General features: G+C 71.6%; 17 protein-coding genes. 7 read left to right on the top strand and 10 right to left on the bottom strand.

What is annotated here, in order from left to right; genetic code table 11:
* Positions 1-91 precede the first annotated feature (91 nt).
* From OG251_RS03135 to OG251_RS03110, 6 genes are all read left to right on the top strand, one after another.
* A complete protein-coding gene (locus tag OG251_RS03135; RefSeq protein WP_326675491.1) occupies positions 92-607 on the top strand; it encodes a lytic polysaccharide monooxygenase auxiliary activity family 9 protein in 516 nt (171 codons plus the stop codon).
* A 247-nt stretch (positions 608-854) separates the two neighbouring features.
* Positions 855-1880 (top strand): alpha/beta fold hydrolase, encoded by a 1026-nt coding sequence (locus tag OG251_RS03130; protein WP_326675490.1) that lies wholly within the window; start codon positions 855-857, stop codon positions 1878-1880.
* 75 nt (positions 1881-1955) lie between these two features.
* Positions 1956-2465, top strand: coding sequence for a mycothiol transferase (locus tag OG251_RS03125; protein ID WP_326675489.1), 510 nt, complete (start codon positions 1956-1958; stop codon positions 2463-2465).
* A gap of 132 nt (positions 2466-2597) precedes the next feature.
* Positions 2598-2909, top strand: a complete 312-nt coding sequence (locus tag OG251_RS03120) for a hypothetical protein (protein ID WP_326675488.1) — start codon at positions 2598-2600, stop codon at positions 2907-2909.
* Positions 2910-3275: 366 nt separating this feature from the next.
* Complete coding sequence (gene lepB, locus OG251_RS03115) at positions 3276-4055, top strand: signal peptidase I (RefSeq protein WP_326675487.1); 780 nt, start codon at positions 3276-3278, stop codon at positions 4053-4055.
* Positions 4056-4129: 74 nt separating this feature from the next.
* Complete coding sequence (locus tag OG251_RS03110; protein WP_326675486.1) at positions 4130-4795, top strand: class I SAM-dependent methyltransferase; 666 nt, start codon at positions 4130-4132, stop codon at positions 4793-4795.
* 79 nt (positions 4796-4874) lie between these two features.
* Here OG251_RS03110 and OG251_RS03105 read toward each other — a convergent pair whose 3' ends face one another.
* From OG251_RS03105 to OG251_RS03075, 7 genes are all read right to left on the bottom strand, one after another.
* Positions 4875-5366, bottom strand: coding sequence for a YfbM family protein (locus tag OG251_RS03105; RefSeq protein ID WP_326675485.1), 492 nt, complete (start codon positions 5364-5366; stop codon positions 4875-4877).
* A gap of 60 nt (positions 5367-5426) precedes the next feature.
* The gene (locus OG251_RS03100; protein WP_326675484.1) at positions 5427-5864 is read right to left on the bottom strand and encodes a protein-tyrosine phosphatase family protein; all 438 of its coding nucleotides are present in this window, start codon (positions 5862-5864) and stop codon (positions 5427-5429) included.
* Between the two features lie 138 nt (positions 5865-6002).
* Positions 6003-6146: an HPr family phosphocarrier protein gene (locus tag OG251_RS03095; protein WP_442818303.1), complete on the bottom strand. Its 144-nt coding sequence runs from the start codon at positions 6144-6146 to the stop codon at positions 6003-6005.
* Between the two features lie 63 nt (positions 6147-6209).
* Positions 6210-8249: a PTS fructose transporter subunit IIABC gene (locus OG251_RS03090; RefSeq protein WP_326675483.1), complete on the bottom strand. Its 2040-nt coding sequence runs from the start codon at positions 8247-8249 to the stop codon at positions 6210-6212.
* 91 nt (positions 8250-8340) lie between these two features.
* Positions 8341-9288 carry a 1-phosphofructokinase gene (gene pfkB, locus OG251_RS03085; RefSeq protein ID WP_326675482.1) on the bottom strand — a complete coding sequence of 316 codons (948 nt, stop codon included), beginning with the start codon at positions 9286-9288 and terminating at the stop codon, positions 8341-8343.
* A complete protein-coding gene (locus OG251_RS03080; protein WP_326681127.1) occupies positions 9285-10046 on the bottom strand; it encodes a DeoR/GlpR family DNA-binding transcription regulator in 762 nt (253 codons plus the stop codon). The genes pfkB and OG251_RS03080 overlap by 4 nt, the downstream gene beginning before the upstream one ends.
* Before the next feature lie 190 nt (positions 10047-10236).
* Complete coding sequence (locus OG251_RS03075) at positions 10237-10485, bottom strand: DUF6296 family protein (RefSeq protein WP_326675481.1); 249 nt, start codon at positions 10483-10485, stop codon at positions 10237-10239.
* A 249-nt stretch (positions 10486-10734) separates the two neighbouring features.
* On the opposite strand from OG251_RS03075, the gene OG251_RS03070 reads away from it, so the two are divergent.
* A complete protein-coding gene (locus tag OG251_RS03070) occupies positions 10735-11541 on the top strand; it encodes a PepSY domain-containing protein (RefSeq protein ID WP_326675480.1) in 807 nt (268 codons plus the stop codon).
* Between the two features lie 92 nt (positions 11542-11633).
* Here OG251_RS03070 and OG251_RS03065 read toward each other — a convergent pair whose 3' ends face one another.
* The 3 genes from OG251_RS03065 to OG251_RS03055 form a co-directional block, all read right to left on the bottom strand.
* The gene (locus OG251_RS03065) at positions 11634-12131 is read right to left on the bottom strand and encodes a GNAT family N-acetyltransferase (protein WP_326675479.1); all 498 of its coding nucleotides are present in this window, start codon (positions 12129-12131) and stop codon (positions 11634-11636) included.
* Positions 12132-12192: 61 nt separating this feature from the next.
* Positions 12193-14226, bottom strand: a complete 2034-nt coding sequence (locus OG251_RS03060; RefSeq protein ID WP_326681126.1) for an ATP-binding protein — start codon at positions 14224-14226, stop codon at positions 12193-12195.
* Between the two features lie 177 nt (positions 14227-14403).
* Positions 14404-14910 carry a DinB family protein gene (locus tag OG251_RS03055; protein WP_326675478.1) on the bottom strand — a complete coding sequence of 169 codons (507 nt, stop codon included), beginning with the start codon at positions 14908-14910 and terminating at the stop codon, positions 14404-14406.
* Between the last annotated feature and the right edge of the window lie 36 nt (positions 14911-14946).

The following is a 14946-nucleotide window of genomic DNA, read 5'->3' as shown; positions in this document are numbered from 1 at the left end:
CTTGGCCCCACACTCGCGAGGCCTCGCCGCCCCCGGCCGGGTTACCCCACGGCCCGCCACCACGCGGCACGGCCTCCTGTGAAGGAGAAGCATGCACGCCAAAAGGAAGACCGCAGTCGCCGTCGGCGCCGTACTCGCACCGGTGCTCGCGCTGAGCCTCCCCGTGAGCCCCGCCGGTGCCCACGGCTATATCTCCTCGCCGCCCAGCAGGCAGGCGCAGTGCGCCGCCGGAACCGTCAGCTGCGGTGAGATCAAGTACGAGCCGCAGAGCGTGGAAGGCCCCAAGGGGCTGACCAGTTGCAGCGGCGGCAACAGCAGGTTCGCCGATCTCGACAACGACGCCAAGGGCTGGCGGGTCAGCCCCGTGAGCCGCTCCCAGTCCTTCCAGTGGACCCTCACCGCCCGGCACTCCACCAGCACCTGGCAGTACTACGCGGGCGGCCAGAAGATCGCCGAGTTCAACGACAACGGTGCCCAGCCGGGAGCGACCGTCACCCACCAGGTCAACTTCGGCAGCCACACCGGAAAGCAGAAGGTCCTCGCGGTCTGGAACATCGCGGACACCTCGAACGCCTTCTACGCCTGCATCGATGTGAACGTCAGCTAGAGGGCCCCGCACACCGTGCCCCGGACGGGAACCCCCGTCCGGGGCGCCGTGCTGCCCGCGACCGGAGGCCGGCAGGGCGCCGAGCGTGTCCTGTCGGCGCCCGCAGCTCATCCGGTTTGCCGTACCGGCAAGTTTTCTTGTGCCTGCCGCGGCCCGGTCGAATGATCGTGCAGAGGGCGGCAGGATGGATGATCAGCCGCCTCGCCGGTCGTCGGCGTCCGCTGTCCGGGACGCCCCAGGAGGAAACATGCCGCAGACCACCCCGACGCCCCAGCCGCCGACGACGGACCGGACATGGCCGTCCACCGCCGTTCCCGGCGCGGTCCACCGCCTGGTGGATGTTCCCGGCGGCCGTATCCACCTGGTCGAGCAGGGCGCCGGCCCCCTCGTCCTCCTCGTCCACGGATTCCCCGAGTCCTGGTACTCGTGGCGCCATCAGCTCCCCGCGATCGCCGCCGCGGGCTTCCGTGCCGTCGCCGTCGACGTACGCGGCTACGGCCGTTCGTCCAAGCCCGCCGCCGTGGACGCCTACCGCATGCTCGACCTGGTGGCCGACAACGCCGGGATCGTACGCGCCCTCGGCCAAGAGACCGCCACGGTCGTCGGCCACGACTGGGGCTCGTCCATCGCCGCCAACAGCGCACTGCTCAGGCCCGACATCTTCACCGCCGTGGGCCTGCTCAGCGTTCCCTACGCACCCCGCGGCGGCATCCGTCCCACCGAGGGCTTCGCCCGGATCGGTGGCGACGAAGAGTTCTACGTCAGCTACTTCCAGACACCCGGCCGGGCCGAGGCGGAGATCGAGGAGGACGTGCGCGGCTGGCTGGCAGGCTTCTACACGGGGCTCTCCGGCGACACCCACGCACCGCAGGACCGGCCGAGCCTCCACTTCGTCCCCCCGGGCGCGAAGCTCTCCGACCGGTTCGCCGAGGGGCCGCTGCCCGCCTGGCTCACCGAGTCCGACCTCGACGTCTACAGCGGTGAGTTCGAGCGGACCGGGCTCACCGGCGCACTCAACCGCTACCGCAACGTCGACCGGGACTGGGCGGACCTCGCCGCCTGGGACAGCGCGCCCGTGACCCGGCCCGCACTCTTCATCGGTGGCGCGCTCGACGCCTCCACCACATGGATGGCCGACGCCATCAGCGCCTTCCCCGTCACCCTGCCCGCCCTGACCGCGGCGCACATCCTCGAAGGCTGCGGCCACTGGATCCAGCAGGAGCGGGCCGACGACGTCAACCGCCTGCTGACCGACTGGCTCGGCGCGCTGTGACCGCGGGCCGAATCCGCGGGCCCGCCACGCCCCGGTCGGGGTGCGCCCGGCGGGCCCGCGGGTCATGGTGACCGTATGAACAGTGCAGGTTTGCTGGCCGAATCCTTCGGCCGGGTCCGGGAAGCGGTGCATTCGGCGGCCGAAGGGCTGCCGCCCGACCATCTCAACGCCCGGCTCGACGACGGCGCCAACTCGATCGCGTGGCTGCTCTGGCATCTCGCGCGGGTCCAGGACGACCACATCGCCGACGCCGCCGGAACCGAGGAGATCTGGCTCGCCCAGGGCTGGTCCGACCGGTTCGCCCTGCCGTTCGAGGAGCGGGCGACCGGATACGGCCACAGCGCCGAAGAGGTCGCCGCCGTGCGGGTGGACTCGGCGGAACCGCTCCTCGGGTACTACGACGCCGTGCACGAGCGGACCCTGGAATTCGTCACCGGGCTGAACGGCCACGCGCTGGACCGGATCGTGGACGAAGGGTGGTCACCGCCGGTGACCCTGGGTGTCCGGCTGGTCAGCGTCCTCGCCGAGGGCCTTCAGCACGCCGGTCAGGCAGCGTTCGTCAGGGGCTCGTTGCAGCGCGCGTGAGCCCTGACGGCGAGGGCGCCGACAGTTCTGGAAGCATGCCGGACCGCACACCCGTGCGACACCGTAATTCCGGTGGCATACTCGGAAGCAGTCCCGCTGGACAGACTGTCCCTGGCCGAAAGGCGACACGTCATGAACTGGGCATCCTGGACGACCAGCGGTGTCTACGCGGGCGCCGGCGGAGTCCGCACCGAAGAGGTAGGCATCCTGGCCGGAGATCTGACCGTCCACACCACCTGGTCCGACGGACAGGCGTCGGTGGCCGTGCAGTACAGCGGCTCCTCGGACTGGTTCACCCTGGCGGGCAGCCCCGTGCCGTGCCCCTCCGAAGAGGAGAGCCGCACGTTCCACCAGAGCGTGGTCGAGGCAGTACGTGCCGGAGACGGCGCCACGGTCCCGGTCGCCGAGAGCCCGCCCGAACCGCCTCCGCCACCCGCCCCGTAGCGCCCCCCGTCCCCGCGCTACGTGCCGGCAACGGTACGGGCGTCTGCGGAACGCAGGAGGCGCGGCCCAGGCGGCGCGCGACAGACATGAGCCCGGTGCTCCGTCCGGGAAACCACAGCCACCCTCGGGCCTGAGCCTTGTCCATCGAGTCCCGTACGGCTTCCGGCGGCAGGCCGGGGCGGGGGCCCGCCATGTCGGGGCTGTCGGCGCGGAGTTCTCACTCCGGCCCTGTCGGCTCAGCCCGCAACACCCCGCCCGTACAGGAGGAATGGCCGCTCCCGCAGCCTTCCGCAGCACGCCTTAGAGTGGCCTGCGGGCCACTCCGGGTACGGGGCGGGCGGTGAACACGGGGCGAGGAGCGGCGTGATGGTGCTGGCGGGCGCACGGCGGGGCAGAACGAAGAAGCAGCGTCCGTTCTGGGTGGAGCTTCCGCTGCTCATCGGCATGGCACTGGTGCTGGCCCTGCTCATCAAGACCTTTCTCGTTCAGGCGTTCTCGATTCCGTCGGAGTCCATGCAGAACACCCTTCAGAAGGGCGACCGGGTCCTGGTCGACAAGCTCACCCCGTGGTTCGGATCGGAACCCGAGCGCGGCGAGGTCGTCGTCTTCCACGACCCGGCGGACTGGCTCAGCGGGGTACCCGTCGACAAGCCCAACACGGTCCAGAAGGTGCTGAGTTTCGTCGGTGTGATGCCCTCGTCCGAGGAGAAGGACCTCATCAAGCGCGTGATCGGTGTCGGCGGGGACACGGTGGAGTGTGCGGGCGACGGCCCGCTCAAGGTCAACGGCACCGCTCTGGACGAGCCGTACGTCTTCCCCGGGAACACCGCGTGCGGCGACGACGCCGAAGGCCGGTTCAAGGTGACCGTGCCCGCCGGCCGGATCTGGGTCATGGGCGACCACCGGCAGGACTCGGCGGATTCCCGCTACCACCAGGACGATCCCCACGGCGGAATGGTCCCGGTCGACGACGTGGTGGGCCGCGCCGTGCTGGTCGCCTGGCCGGTCACCCGCTGGGGCACCCTTCCGGTGCCCGGCGCTCTGGACCGGGCCGGTGCGGTGGCCGCCGCGCATCCGGGTGGACCGGCCCTCGCCGGTGCGCTGACGCTCGTTCTGGTGCGGCGCCGGCGCCGGGCGGGCAACTGAGCACGACACCGGGCGTTTTGCCGTAACGGCAACGGAATTCGCCTGCCGCCCGGAACCCAGGTCACAGTGACGGCATGAGCCACCATCACTCGGCCGACCACACCGAGAACACGGATGACCACTTCACCCAGGAGTTCTGGGACGCCCGCTACCGTTCCCGCACCGTCTGGAGCGGCAACCCCAACCCTCTCCTCGTCGAGTACGCCGCGGGTCTCACCCCGGGCACGGTGCTGGACGTGGGCAGCGGCGAAGGCGCCGACGCGATCTGGCTCGCCTCGCGCGGCTGGCAGGTCACCGGTGCCGACCTGTCCACCGTCGCGCTGGAGCACGCCGCACGGAACGCGGCCGAAGCGGGCGAGGACATCGCGGGCCGGATCACCTGGCAGCATGCCGACTTCCTCACCTGGGACCCGGCCCCCCGGCGGTTCGACCTGGTGTCGGCGCAGTTCATGCACCTTCCGCGGCCCTCGCTCGAAGCCCTGTACCGCAGGCTGGCCGCCGCGGTGAATCCCGGCGGGACCCTGCTCGTCGTGAGCCACCACCCGGCGGACCTGGACACATCCATGGGCCGGCCGATGGCCGTGGACACGTTCGTGACGGGCGAGGAGATGGCCGCCGTACTCGACCCCGACGCGTGGGCATCGATCGTCACGGCGGCCCCCGAACGCATGGCGTCGGACCCCGAGGGCCGTCAGGTCGTCATCCGTGACGCCGTGCTCCGGGCCGTACGCCGCGGCTGACCCGCCAGGACCGGACACGACGGGGGAGCGCTCACGCCCGCGTCCGGATCTGGCGGAAGCGGGCGCGGGCGCGCCCCGGCTACTGGTCGACAGTGAAGATCGCCGCCCGGCCCGCCCGCGCTGCCTCACCGTAGAAGTCCCGCAGGTCGGGCAGATAGGCGAGCGCGTAGCCGATGTCGTCCTCACCGCCGCTCCCCCGGTACTCGGAGAAGGTGAGGGCGGCGAAGCGCTCCCTGAGCCATTCCTCGTCGAGCGGCGCCAGGGCACGGGCGATGTCCCGGACCTCCGCCGCATCGACGTACGAAACGATGTAGTCGTCGCCCTCGTGGAGGAGCCTGCCCCCGAGGACGGCATGGGAGAGCGGGTACTCACCTCCGGCGTAGGACAGGCTTCCATCGGTCAGACAGCGGTGCAGGACGTCCCAGGACTTGTCGAGCTCCATCAGCGCCGACACGTCCCAGCCCTCCTCGATCGTTTCGACGATCTCCATCACCCCGGTATCGCTTCCGGCTGCCAGCAGCCGTTCCGCGTCCGCGGCCTCCAGCGCGAAGAGGACCCCGCGACAACCCATGTGCTTTCTCCCGCCCGGTGGCATCGGTCAGGGGAAGATCCAACCACAGGGCCGCGGGCGCTACTTGACCGCTCCGAAGTGCCGCACATAGCGACGCTGCCATGGTGTCTCCACCGCACGCGGATGGTAGTGGCGGCGGATGAACGCGACCGCCTGATCCGCCGGGACACCATCCAGAACGGCCAGGCACGCCAGGGCCGTTCCCGTCCGGCCGATGCCGCCTCCGCACGCGACCTCGACCCGTTCGCGGTCGGCCCGGCGCCACACTTCCGCAAGAAGATCACGCGCCGCCCGCCGGTCGGCGGGGAGCCGGAAGTCCGGCCAGCGAAGCCAGTCGGACTCCCACGGTGTGGGCGGCGGCCGCTTGCCCAGGAGATAGACGCCGAAGTGCGGCACCGGCCCGTCGGGAAGGGGACGGCGCAGGCCACGGCCACGTACCGTCCGCCCGGAAGGGAGGCGGACGACGGCCTCGTCAGCGGGGCTCCAGCTCTCGGTCACGCGGCCAAATCTAGCGAGGTGGCGGGCTGCGCCGTACCCCATTCGGCACACTCGTTCATCAAAGCGGCCTGGAGACGGCACCGGTGGCAGTCGGTGCCGTCTCCAGGGGGGCTTCGCCCGTCCCCGGGGGCCGCCGGTTCAGCTGCGGGCATCGACCGGATCGCGACCGTCCCGGGCGATGGTCACCTTGACCGGCTGACGGGTGGCGGCCCGGACGAACAGCCAGGCCGGGCGGGCGTGGAGGCCGCTGCGGGAACCGACGGTCACGGTGCACAGATGCATGGGCTCACTCCTGTTTGAGGTACACCGGAAAGGTGAGGTCCACCGGCAAAGAGGGTGTGGCGATCAGGCGGTGACGGTGACCTCGGACCCCTCGGCCGCCGACGGGGCGGCCGCCGTCGACCGGCGCATGCCCTTGAGCAGCACGACCAGAGCGGTCGCCACGACCGTGCCGGCCGCGATGGCCAGCAGGTAGGGGAACGGGTTGCCGATCAGCGGTACGACGAAGATGCCGCCGTGCGGAGCCCGCAGCGTGCAGCCGAAGGCCATCGACAGGGCGCCGGTCACCGCGCCGCCCGCCATCACCGACGGGATCACCCGCAACGGGTCGGCCGCCGCGAACGGGATCGCGCCCTCGGTGATGAACGAGGCGCCCAGTACCCAGGCCGCCCTGCCGTTCTCCCGCTCCGTCCTGGTGAACAGCCCGCTCCGTACGGTGGTGGCGAGGGCCATCGCCAGGGGCGGCACCATGCCGGCCGCCATGACCGCGGCCATCACCTTGAGGCTGCCCGGCGTCGGGTCGGCGAGGCCGCCGACCGCGAAGGCGTACGCGACCTTGTTCAGCGGGCCGCCCATGTCGAAGCACATCATCAGGCCGAGGACGATGCCGAGGACGATCGCGTTGGAGCCTGACAGGCCGTTCAGCCAGTCCGTGAGGGCCTTCTGCAGCGAGGCGATCGGCTTGCCGACCACGATGAACATCAGGAATCCCACGACCGCCGAGGCGATCAACGGGATCACCAGCACCGGCATGATCCCGCGCAGGGTCGGAGGGACCTTGAGCCGCTGGATCGCCATCACCACCGCACCGGCCAGCAGTCCGGCGACGAGGCCGCCCAGGAAGCCCGCGTCGACGGTGAGCGCGATGGCTCCGCCGACGAAGCCGGGCACGAGCGCGGGGCGGTCCGCCATGCCGTACGCGATGTACCCCGCGAGGACCGGGACCAGGAAGCCGAAGGCCGCGCCGCCGATCTGGTTGAGCAGGGCCGCCCAGCTGTCCGCCTCGCCCCAGACGAAGTGGTCGGCGACCGACTCGGCGCTCGCCGTCCCGTAGCCGCCGATGGCGAACGAGAGGGCGATGAGGAGTCCGCCCGCCGCGACGAACGGAACCATGTAACTGACGCCCGACATCAGGTACGTCCGCAGCCGCACCCCGAAGCCGGCGTGGTCGGCGTCCGGCCGGTCCGCACCGGGCGACGCACTGCCCGGGGCGTCCGAGGCGGTGCTGATCTCACCGCGCTCCGCCTTGCGGCGGGCCTCGGCTATCAGTTCGACGGGACGGTTGATGCCCGCCTTCACCCCGACGTCGACGACCGGCTTGCCGCCGAACCGCGCCTTCTCGCGCACCTCCACGTCATGGGCCCAGATGACCGCGTCGGCCGCGGCGATGACCGCGGGGTCCAGCTTCTGGAAACCGGCCGAGCCCTGTGTCTCGACGGTGAGTTCGACACCCTCGGTCCGGGCCGCCGCCGCCAGTGCCTCGGCGGCCATGTACGTGTGCGCGATGCCGGTGGGACAGGAGGTGACGGCCACGATCCGCAACGGTGCGCGCTCGGCATCACCGGCCGGGGGGCCGGGCACGGCCCCGGCGGGAACCGGGGCGGACGGAGCGGCGGAGCCGGCCACCGGTGCGCCCCCGGTCGCCTCGGCCTCCCCGGGCGCGGGCTCCTCGCCCCGGATCAGACCCGCCACCGCACCGGGATCGTCCTGGGCGCGGAGCGCGGCGGTGAACTCCGGGTCCATCAGCCTGCGGGCCAGGCCCGACAGGATGGTGAGGTGGTCGTCGTCGGCTCCGGCCGGTGCCGCGATCAGGAAGACCAGATCCGCCGGACCGTCGGCCGCGCCGAAGTCGATGCCCCGTGCGCTCCGCCCGAACGCCAGGCTCGGCTCGCTCACGTGCTCGCTGCGGCAGTGCGGGATACCGATGCCGCCGTCCAGACCGGTCGGCATCTGTGCCTCCCGGGCGGCCACGTCGGCGAGGAAGCCTTCGAGGTCGGTGACGCGATGCTCGGCGACCATCCGCTCGGCGAGCGACCTCGCGGCGGCGTCCTTCGTTCCGGCGGACAGATCGAGGTCGACCAGTGCCGCGGTGATCAGTTCACTCATCGCGGTGCTCCTTGCTCGTGGACCGCCCTGCGGGCGGCCGGGGGACGTGGGGCGGCGGGCTCATGCGCGTGATGACGGCGGGTGGCGCCGCTCATGGGGCGGGCTCCGTCAACGCGCGGTCCAGGGGAACGTCGGAGGTCGTGACGACCGCCGGCAGATCGATGTCGGCCGGGGTGGGCATGACGCTTCCGGGAAGCTGCACCGCCGCCGCGCCGTGCGCGACGGCGGCCGCCAGCGCGGCCGGTCCCGCACCGCCTGCGGCCAGGAAGCCCGCGAGGGACGCGTCGCCCGCGCCCACATTGCTGCGGACCGATTCCACGAAGGCGCTGCCGAAGTACGTACCCGACGCCTCCACCAGCAGTTGTCCGTCGGCCCCCAGGCTGGCCAGCACGGACCCGGCGCCGCGCTCGCGCAGCTCCGCGGCGGCCTCGACGGCGTCCCCGACGGTCGCCAGGGGGCGGCCGACCGCTTCGGCGAGCTCCTGGGCGTTGGGCTTGATCACATCGGGGTGTTCCCGCAGGGCCGCGGTCAGCGCCCGACCGGAGGTGTCGAGCGCGATGCGCGCACCGGCGCGATGGCTGCGCGCCACCAGCTCGGCGTACCACCGGGGCGGCAGCCCGCGCGGGAGGCTGCCGCAGCACGCGATCCAGTCCGCGGCCGCCGAGCGCGCCCGCACGGCCTCCAGCAGGCTCTCCGCTTCGGCCGCCGTGATCCCGGGGCCGGTCGCGTTGACCTTGGTGAGGGTGCCGTCGGGCTCGACGAGCGTGATGTTGACCCGGGTGCTCCCGGCGATCTCCACCCCGGCGGCCTCGATCCCGTGCTCGCCGAGCAGACGGGCGAGCAGGGCGCCCTCCGGTCCGCCGAGGGGGGCGACGGCCACCGTACGGTGGCCGGCCGCCGCGACCGCGCGGGAGACGTTGACGCCCTTGCCGCCGGGGTCGACACGGTCCGCGGCGGCCCGCAGGACGGCGCCCCGGACGAGGCCAGGGAGCTCGTACGTACGGTCCAGGCTCGGATTGGGGGTGACGGTGAGGATCATGCGCGTACTACCTCCGTGCCCCGGCTCTCGATGGAGCGGGCGTCCTCGGGGCTGAGGCCCGTGTCGGTGATGAGCAGGTCGACGTCGTCGAGCGCGCCGAAGCGGGCGAAGTGTTCCTGCCCGAATTTGCCCGAGTCGGCGAGCAGGACGACGCGCCGGGCGGCCCGGATCACCGCCCGCTTCACCGCGGCCTCGGCGAGGTCCGGGGTGGTCAGCCCGGCGTCGGGCGAGAACCCGTTGGTGGCCAGGAAGACGACATCGGCGTTGATCTCGGCGTACGCGCTCAGGGCCCAGGCATCGACGGCGGCTCGTGTACGGTGCCGGACCCGGCCGCCCACGAGGTGCAGGGCGAGGCCGGGGTGGTCGGCGAGGCGGGCGGCCACCGGCAGGGCGTGCGTCACCACGGTCAGGGCCGAGTCGATCGGGATGGCCGCGGCGAGCCGGGCTGTCGTGGTCCCGGCGTCGATGATCACGTTGCCCCCGGCGGGAAGTTCGCCGAGCGCGGCCTCCGCGATGCGGTCCTTCTCGTCGGCCGCGACGGCGTCGCGCTCGGCGAGGTCGGGCTCGAATCCGAGCCGACCCACGGGAATCGCGCCGCCGTGCACCCTGCGCAGCAGTCCGGCGCGGTCCAGGGCCTTCAGATCACGCCGAACGGTCTCGGCGGTCACCTGGAACTCCTCGGCGAGGGAGAGCACATCGACCCGGCCGCCCTCCTGGGCGAGACGGAGGATCTCTTGCTGCCGCTCCGGTGCGTACATGTGGTTTCGTATCCGTTTCATGCCCGAGTCTGTGGTTTCGCGATCAGATTACGTCCGGGGTGCGGGAATGTAAACACAATCGGGCGAAGAGCGGGCATGTGCGGACGGCGCCGTGCGGACAGCACACAGCGGCGGGGCATCCAGGTGGACGCCCCGCCGCCTGCTCGCCACAGGGTTCGGCGGGCCGCGCTCAGTGCGTGTGCGGGCTTCCCTGGCTCACGGGCCGGGCCAGGAGCGGTACTCCGAGGACCTGGTGCCCACCGCTCGCCAGCATGCGTACCTCGCCGCGGTCACTGATCTCCGCGCGGACGATGCCCGACTCGTCCTCGTAGACCGGGTATCCGCCGGCCCCGGACCGGGCGGTCAGCCGCACGGTGACGACATCGTCCTCGGCGCCGGACGCCTGGAAGATCAGTTCGTAGCTCTCCGGGTATTCCATGACGGCCTCCCGACCGGGCGGCGACAGGAACCGGCGCCCGCGTTGCGTCCATTGTTTCCCACCTCCGCGAGACCCGCTCAAGGAGCGCCACCGTGGCACGGGGTGCCACCGCCTGGGACGCCCGAGGGCGGCGGGGACGACGGCCAACGGGCGAAGAGGCCGGTCGATCGGGTGACTCCGGCCGGTCGGGCAACATGACTGATCGCCGGGAGGGCTAGGCATGCGCGTATGAGACTTGAGCCCCGACGAATGACCCGTGTTTCCCCCCGTGCCCGAAACCTCCGTGTCGCAGGTGCCCTCTGCGTGGTCGCCGCCGCCGTGCTGGTGACCGGATGCGGGGCGAGCGGAGACGAGACGACGGCCACGGCCACTTCCGAGGCCGCGAAGGTCGTCCCGCAGCAGACGACCACCGCGTCGAAGAGCGCGTCCGGCAGCCCTTCGGCCACGGCACAGCTGACCAAGGACCAGAAGGAGCGCAAGAGGCTGATCGAGGCCACCAAGGTGACCTTCGACAAGGCGGCCACGACAGCGGTCGGCGAGGTGGCCGGGAGCAAGCTGGTCGAACTCGACCTGGACGACAGGGACAGTGACGCGAGCGCGAGCCCCAGCGGGAGCGCGAGCGCCAGCCCCAGCGGAACCACGAGCGCCAGTGCCAGTGCCAGTGCCAGTGCCAGCGGCAGCGCGAGCCCGAGCGCCGGCGCCGTGAAGCCGGAATGGGTCGCGGAGGTCGTCGAGAAGGACGGCACCGCGCACACCGTCCGCATCGACGCGGTCTCGGGAGAGGTGATCGAGGCCACGGCGGACACCGATCAGGACGCCGCCGAGAAGAAGCAGATGGCCCAGTGGATCACCGAGGCCACGCAGACGCCCGAGCAGGCGGCCAAGGTGGCCACGGACAAGAAGAAGGGAACGGTCACCTCGGTCAACCTGGACGACAACAACGGCAAGGGCGTCGTCTGGTCGGTCGACGTGGTCGACTCCGGGTGGAAGAAGACCACGTTCGACGTGGACGCGAAGAACGACACCATCATCAGCGAGAAGACCGACGAGGACTGACCTGTCGGTGACGTGACCGTACGCCGGCGGTCTGCCGTGAGGGCACACCACCGGCGTACGGGAAGCGTGGAGACCGGCCGGGCGTCCCCGGATCAGTGGAGCGGTGCTGCGCTCAGCTCGAGCGTGTAGAGACGCCCCGGGCGGCCGTCGAACACGGCCTCGCCCGTGGGCTCGAATCCCGTACGCGTCAGTACGGCGTGCGAAGCCGCGTTGTCCACGGTCGTGGCGGCCCGCAGCCTGGTGAGTCCGTAGTCGGCGGCGGCCAGAGCGCAGACCCGGCGGACGGCCGATGTCGCCAGCCCGTGACCCGCGGCCCGCTCGGCGATCCGGTAGCCGAGCTCCGCGGAGCCCTCCGCGACATCGATCAGATTGACCCGGCCCAGTACCGTGCCCTCACCGTCCTCCACGAGGTGGAAGTGGTGCAGCCCGGCCCGCTGTTCTGCGAGCAGGCCGTGGTGCCGTACGTCGAAGTGGGCGAAGTAGTCGTCTCCGCGGTCCGGGACCGAAGCGGCGAAATAGGCACGGTTCTCCTGCTCGAAGGCGAGCAGGGCCGGGGCATGGTCGAGGCGCAGCCGACTTATGACGATCATGCGGTGACGATAGTGTCCGGTGCGCCGGAGGCGCGCGGCGCAAGGGGGCGCGGGACGCCCCTCAGGGAGAGGACTGCCGTTCCAGGGCATGCGCCAGGCCCCGTTCGGCGTCGTCGGCCGAGGCGCGGTGGTAGGCCCGATCGTAGGCGGTGTCGCCCGCGGATTCCCGCGCGTGGCGCTCCCACCGCTCGCGGATCGCGCCGAGCTCGGGGGTGCCGCGATGGGGGTGGCCGATCATCCGCCAGAACGTGTGTCCCGTGCCGGACGTACGGGCCGCCTCGACTCCGTCGCCCTGGGCGGCGATCGCCCCGGCGAGCAGGTCGAGACCGAGGGCGATGCCGAGGCTGTCGTGCAGCGTGTGCTTGCTCGCGAGCATGGCACGCGCGTGGGTCTCGGCATGGCGCGGTCGGCCCTGCAACAGGTGTATCAGGGCGAGTTGGTGGTCGGCGTAGGCGCGGGCCCAGTGTTCGCCGTGGCTCAGGCTGATCTGCTGGAGCCGGGTGGCTTCCTCGTACGCCTCGTCCAGACGGCCGAGCGCGGAGAGCGCGAAGAGCCTTATCACCCTGCAACGCATGTGCGAGGGGGCGTCGCGCGAACTGTCCGGCAGATGGCGCAGGGCGTGGTCGCTCACCGAGTGGGCGGTCTGCGGACGGCCCATCATCAGATAGGTGAAGCTGATGGAGTGGGCGGCGGAGAGTATGGATTCGGCGTCCTGGTCGCGCCGCGCGGCGCGGTTGCACTCCTCACCGACCCGCCGGGCCGCCTTGTGGTCGCCCTGGAGGGTGAGCGTGATCCCGAGGGCCCAGAGCGCGCGGGTGCGGTGCGGGCCGGGGGAGAGCGGCAGGGCCAGGGCCCGCTCGATATAGACGCGGGCCTGGTGCAGATAGCCGCAGCAACTCCAGAACAGGCCCGTGCAGCCGGCCATCTCGACGGCCTTCTCGGGGTCCTCGGCCAGCAGGTGGTCGAGAGCCGCGCACAGATCCGCGTGGGTGTCGGCGATCCTGCGGTACCAGGCGACCTGGGACGGGCCGAGCCAGCCCGCGTGGGCCTGCGCCGCGACGCTCGCGAAATGCCGGGCGTGCCGGTCCGCGAGGGAGGTGTCCTCCGCCAGTTCCGCGAGCCACATGGCGCCGTACTCGCGCAGCGTGTCGAGCATCCGGTACCCCTCACCGACCCGCTGGAGCACGGAGCGGGCGGCCAGTCTCTCCAGCGCCGGGGCGATCGCGTCGCAGGTGAGCGGACCCCCGGAGCACACGGCCTCGGCGTCGGCCGTCCCGATGACGCCGCGGAAGACGGAGAGCCGGGCCCACAGGAGGCGTTCGAGGGGCTCGCACAGCTCGTGGCTCCAGCCGATCGCGGTGCGCAGTGCCCGGTGGTGGCGGGGCCACCGGGCCTCGTCGGTGAGAGCGTCGAGCCGGGAGACGAGCCGGCCGGTGATCTCCTGCGTGCTGCTCTCGCGGAGCCGCGCGCAGGCCAGCTCGATGGCCAGCGGGACCCCTTCGAGGCGGCGGCAGATCTCCTCGACGGCCGTGGCGGTGGCCGGGTCGTCGAGCGCCAGACGGGGTGCCGCGGTCGCGGCACGGTCACGGAACAGACGCACCGCTTCGTCCCCGTCGTCGCCCGCGGGCAGCGGCGGCACGTCGAGGCAGTGCTCGCCCGCGATGCCGAGCGGCTGCCTGCTGGTGGTGAGGACGGTCAGCCCCGGCGCGGCGGCGAGGAGTTCGTCCACGAGGTTCCCGCAGGAAGCGAGCACCCGCTCGCAGCAGTCGAGGACGAGCAGCAGCCGCCGGTCGGCCAGCCACTCGCGCAGCGCGTCCTCGGGGAGGCGCGAGCTGTGATCCAGCAGTCCGACGCCGTCGCAGACGGTCGTGGTGAGCAGCTGGTCGTCGTGGAGATGGGACAGATCGGCCCACCACACACCGTCGGGGAATCGGTCTTCGGCACGGTCGGCCGCGCACAGTGCCAGCCGGCTCTTCCCGACCCCGCCGCTGCCCGTGAGCGTGACCAGCCGGTGTTCTTCGAGTGCCCGTTCAATGCTGGCCAGTTCGCCGCTGCGGCCGATGAAACTGGTCCTCACGACGGGAAGGTTGCCCATCACGCACGCCATCCTGCCTCGGCCACATCCAGGGTCCACGTCCATGACGGATAACAGTCAAAAAAGGCCGACAATGAATCCTGAAGGGGCAGGAATTGGCGTGATCTGACGCCGCGTGAGCAGATGGGTGCAGGAACGGGACGCCTCGCCGGACGTCGCCTCGCGGGTGCGCCGCGCCTACTCTCCGGTGACTCCGTCGATGGCTTCACGCAGCAGATCGGCGTGCCCGTTGTGGCGGGCGTACTCCTCGATCATGTGGGTGAGGACATAGCGGAGGCTGAACACCTCGTCGCGCCACCGCACGCTGGTGTCGAGGGAGTTGACGGATTCGACGATCGCCCGGGACCGCGCGCAGGCCGTCCGCCAGAGCGTGAACGCCTCGTCGGGATCGGCCGCGTCCACATCGAAATCGGCGAACGTGCCGTCGGGCTTCCTCGGCCAGTACGCGGGGACGTCCTCCGTGTTCCAGACGACCTGGAACCAGCTCCGCTCGACCTCGGCCGCATGCCGCACCAGCCCGAGCAGGGACAGTCCGGACGAGTGGACCGCTCTCCTGCGCAACTGGTCGGGGGTCAGACCCGCGCACTTCATCGCGAGAGTCTCCCGCTGGTACTGGAGGAATCCGGTCAACGAGACCCGCTCGTCCGCTGTCCTTGAAGGAGTTGCCCGCTCACGATCACGCATCGGGGCATCATGGCAGGGGACGGCCGCCGAAGCCCC

Origin of the sequence: Streptomyces sp. NBC_01237, from assembly GCF_035917275.1 — a bacterium.
GTDB lineage: Bacteria > Actinomycetota > Actinomycetes > Streptomycetales > Streptomycetaceae > Streptomyces.
The sequence above is the reverse complement of the archived record's forward strand: the minus strand, read 5'-3'. Positions and strand labels throughout refer to the sequence as shown.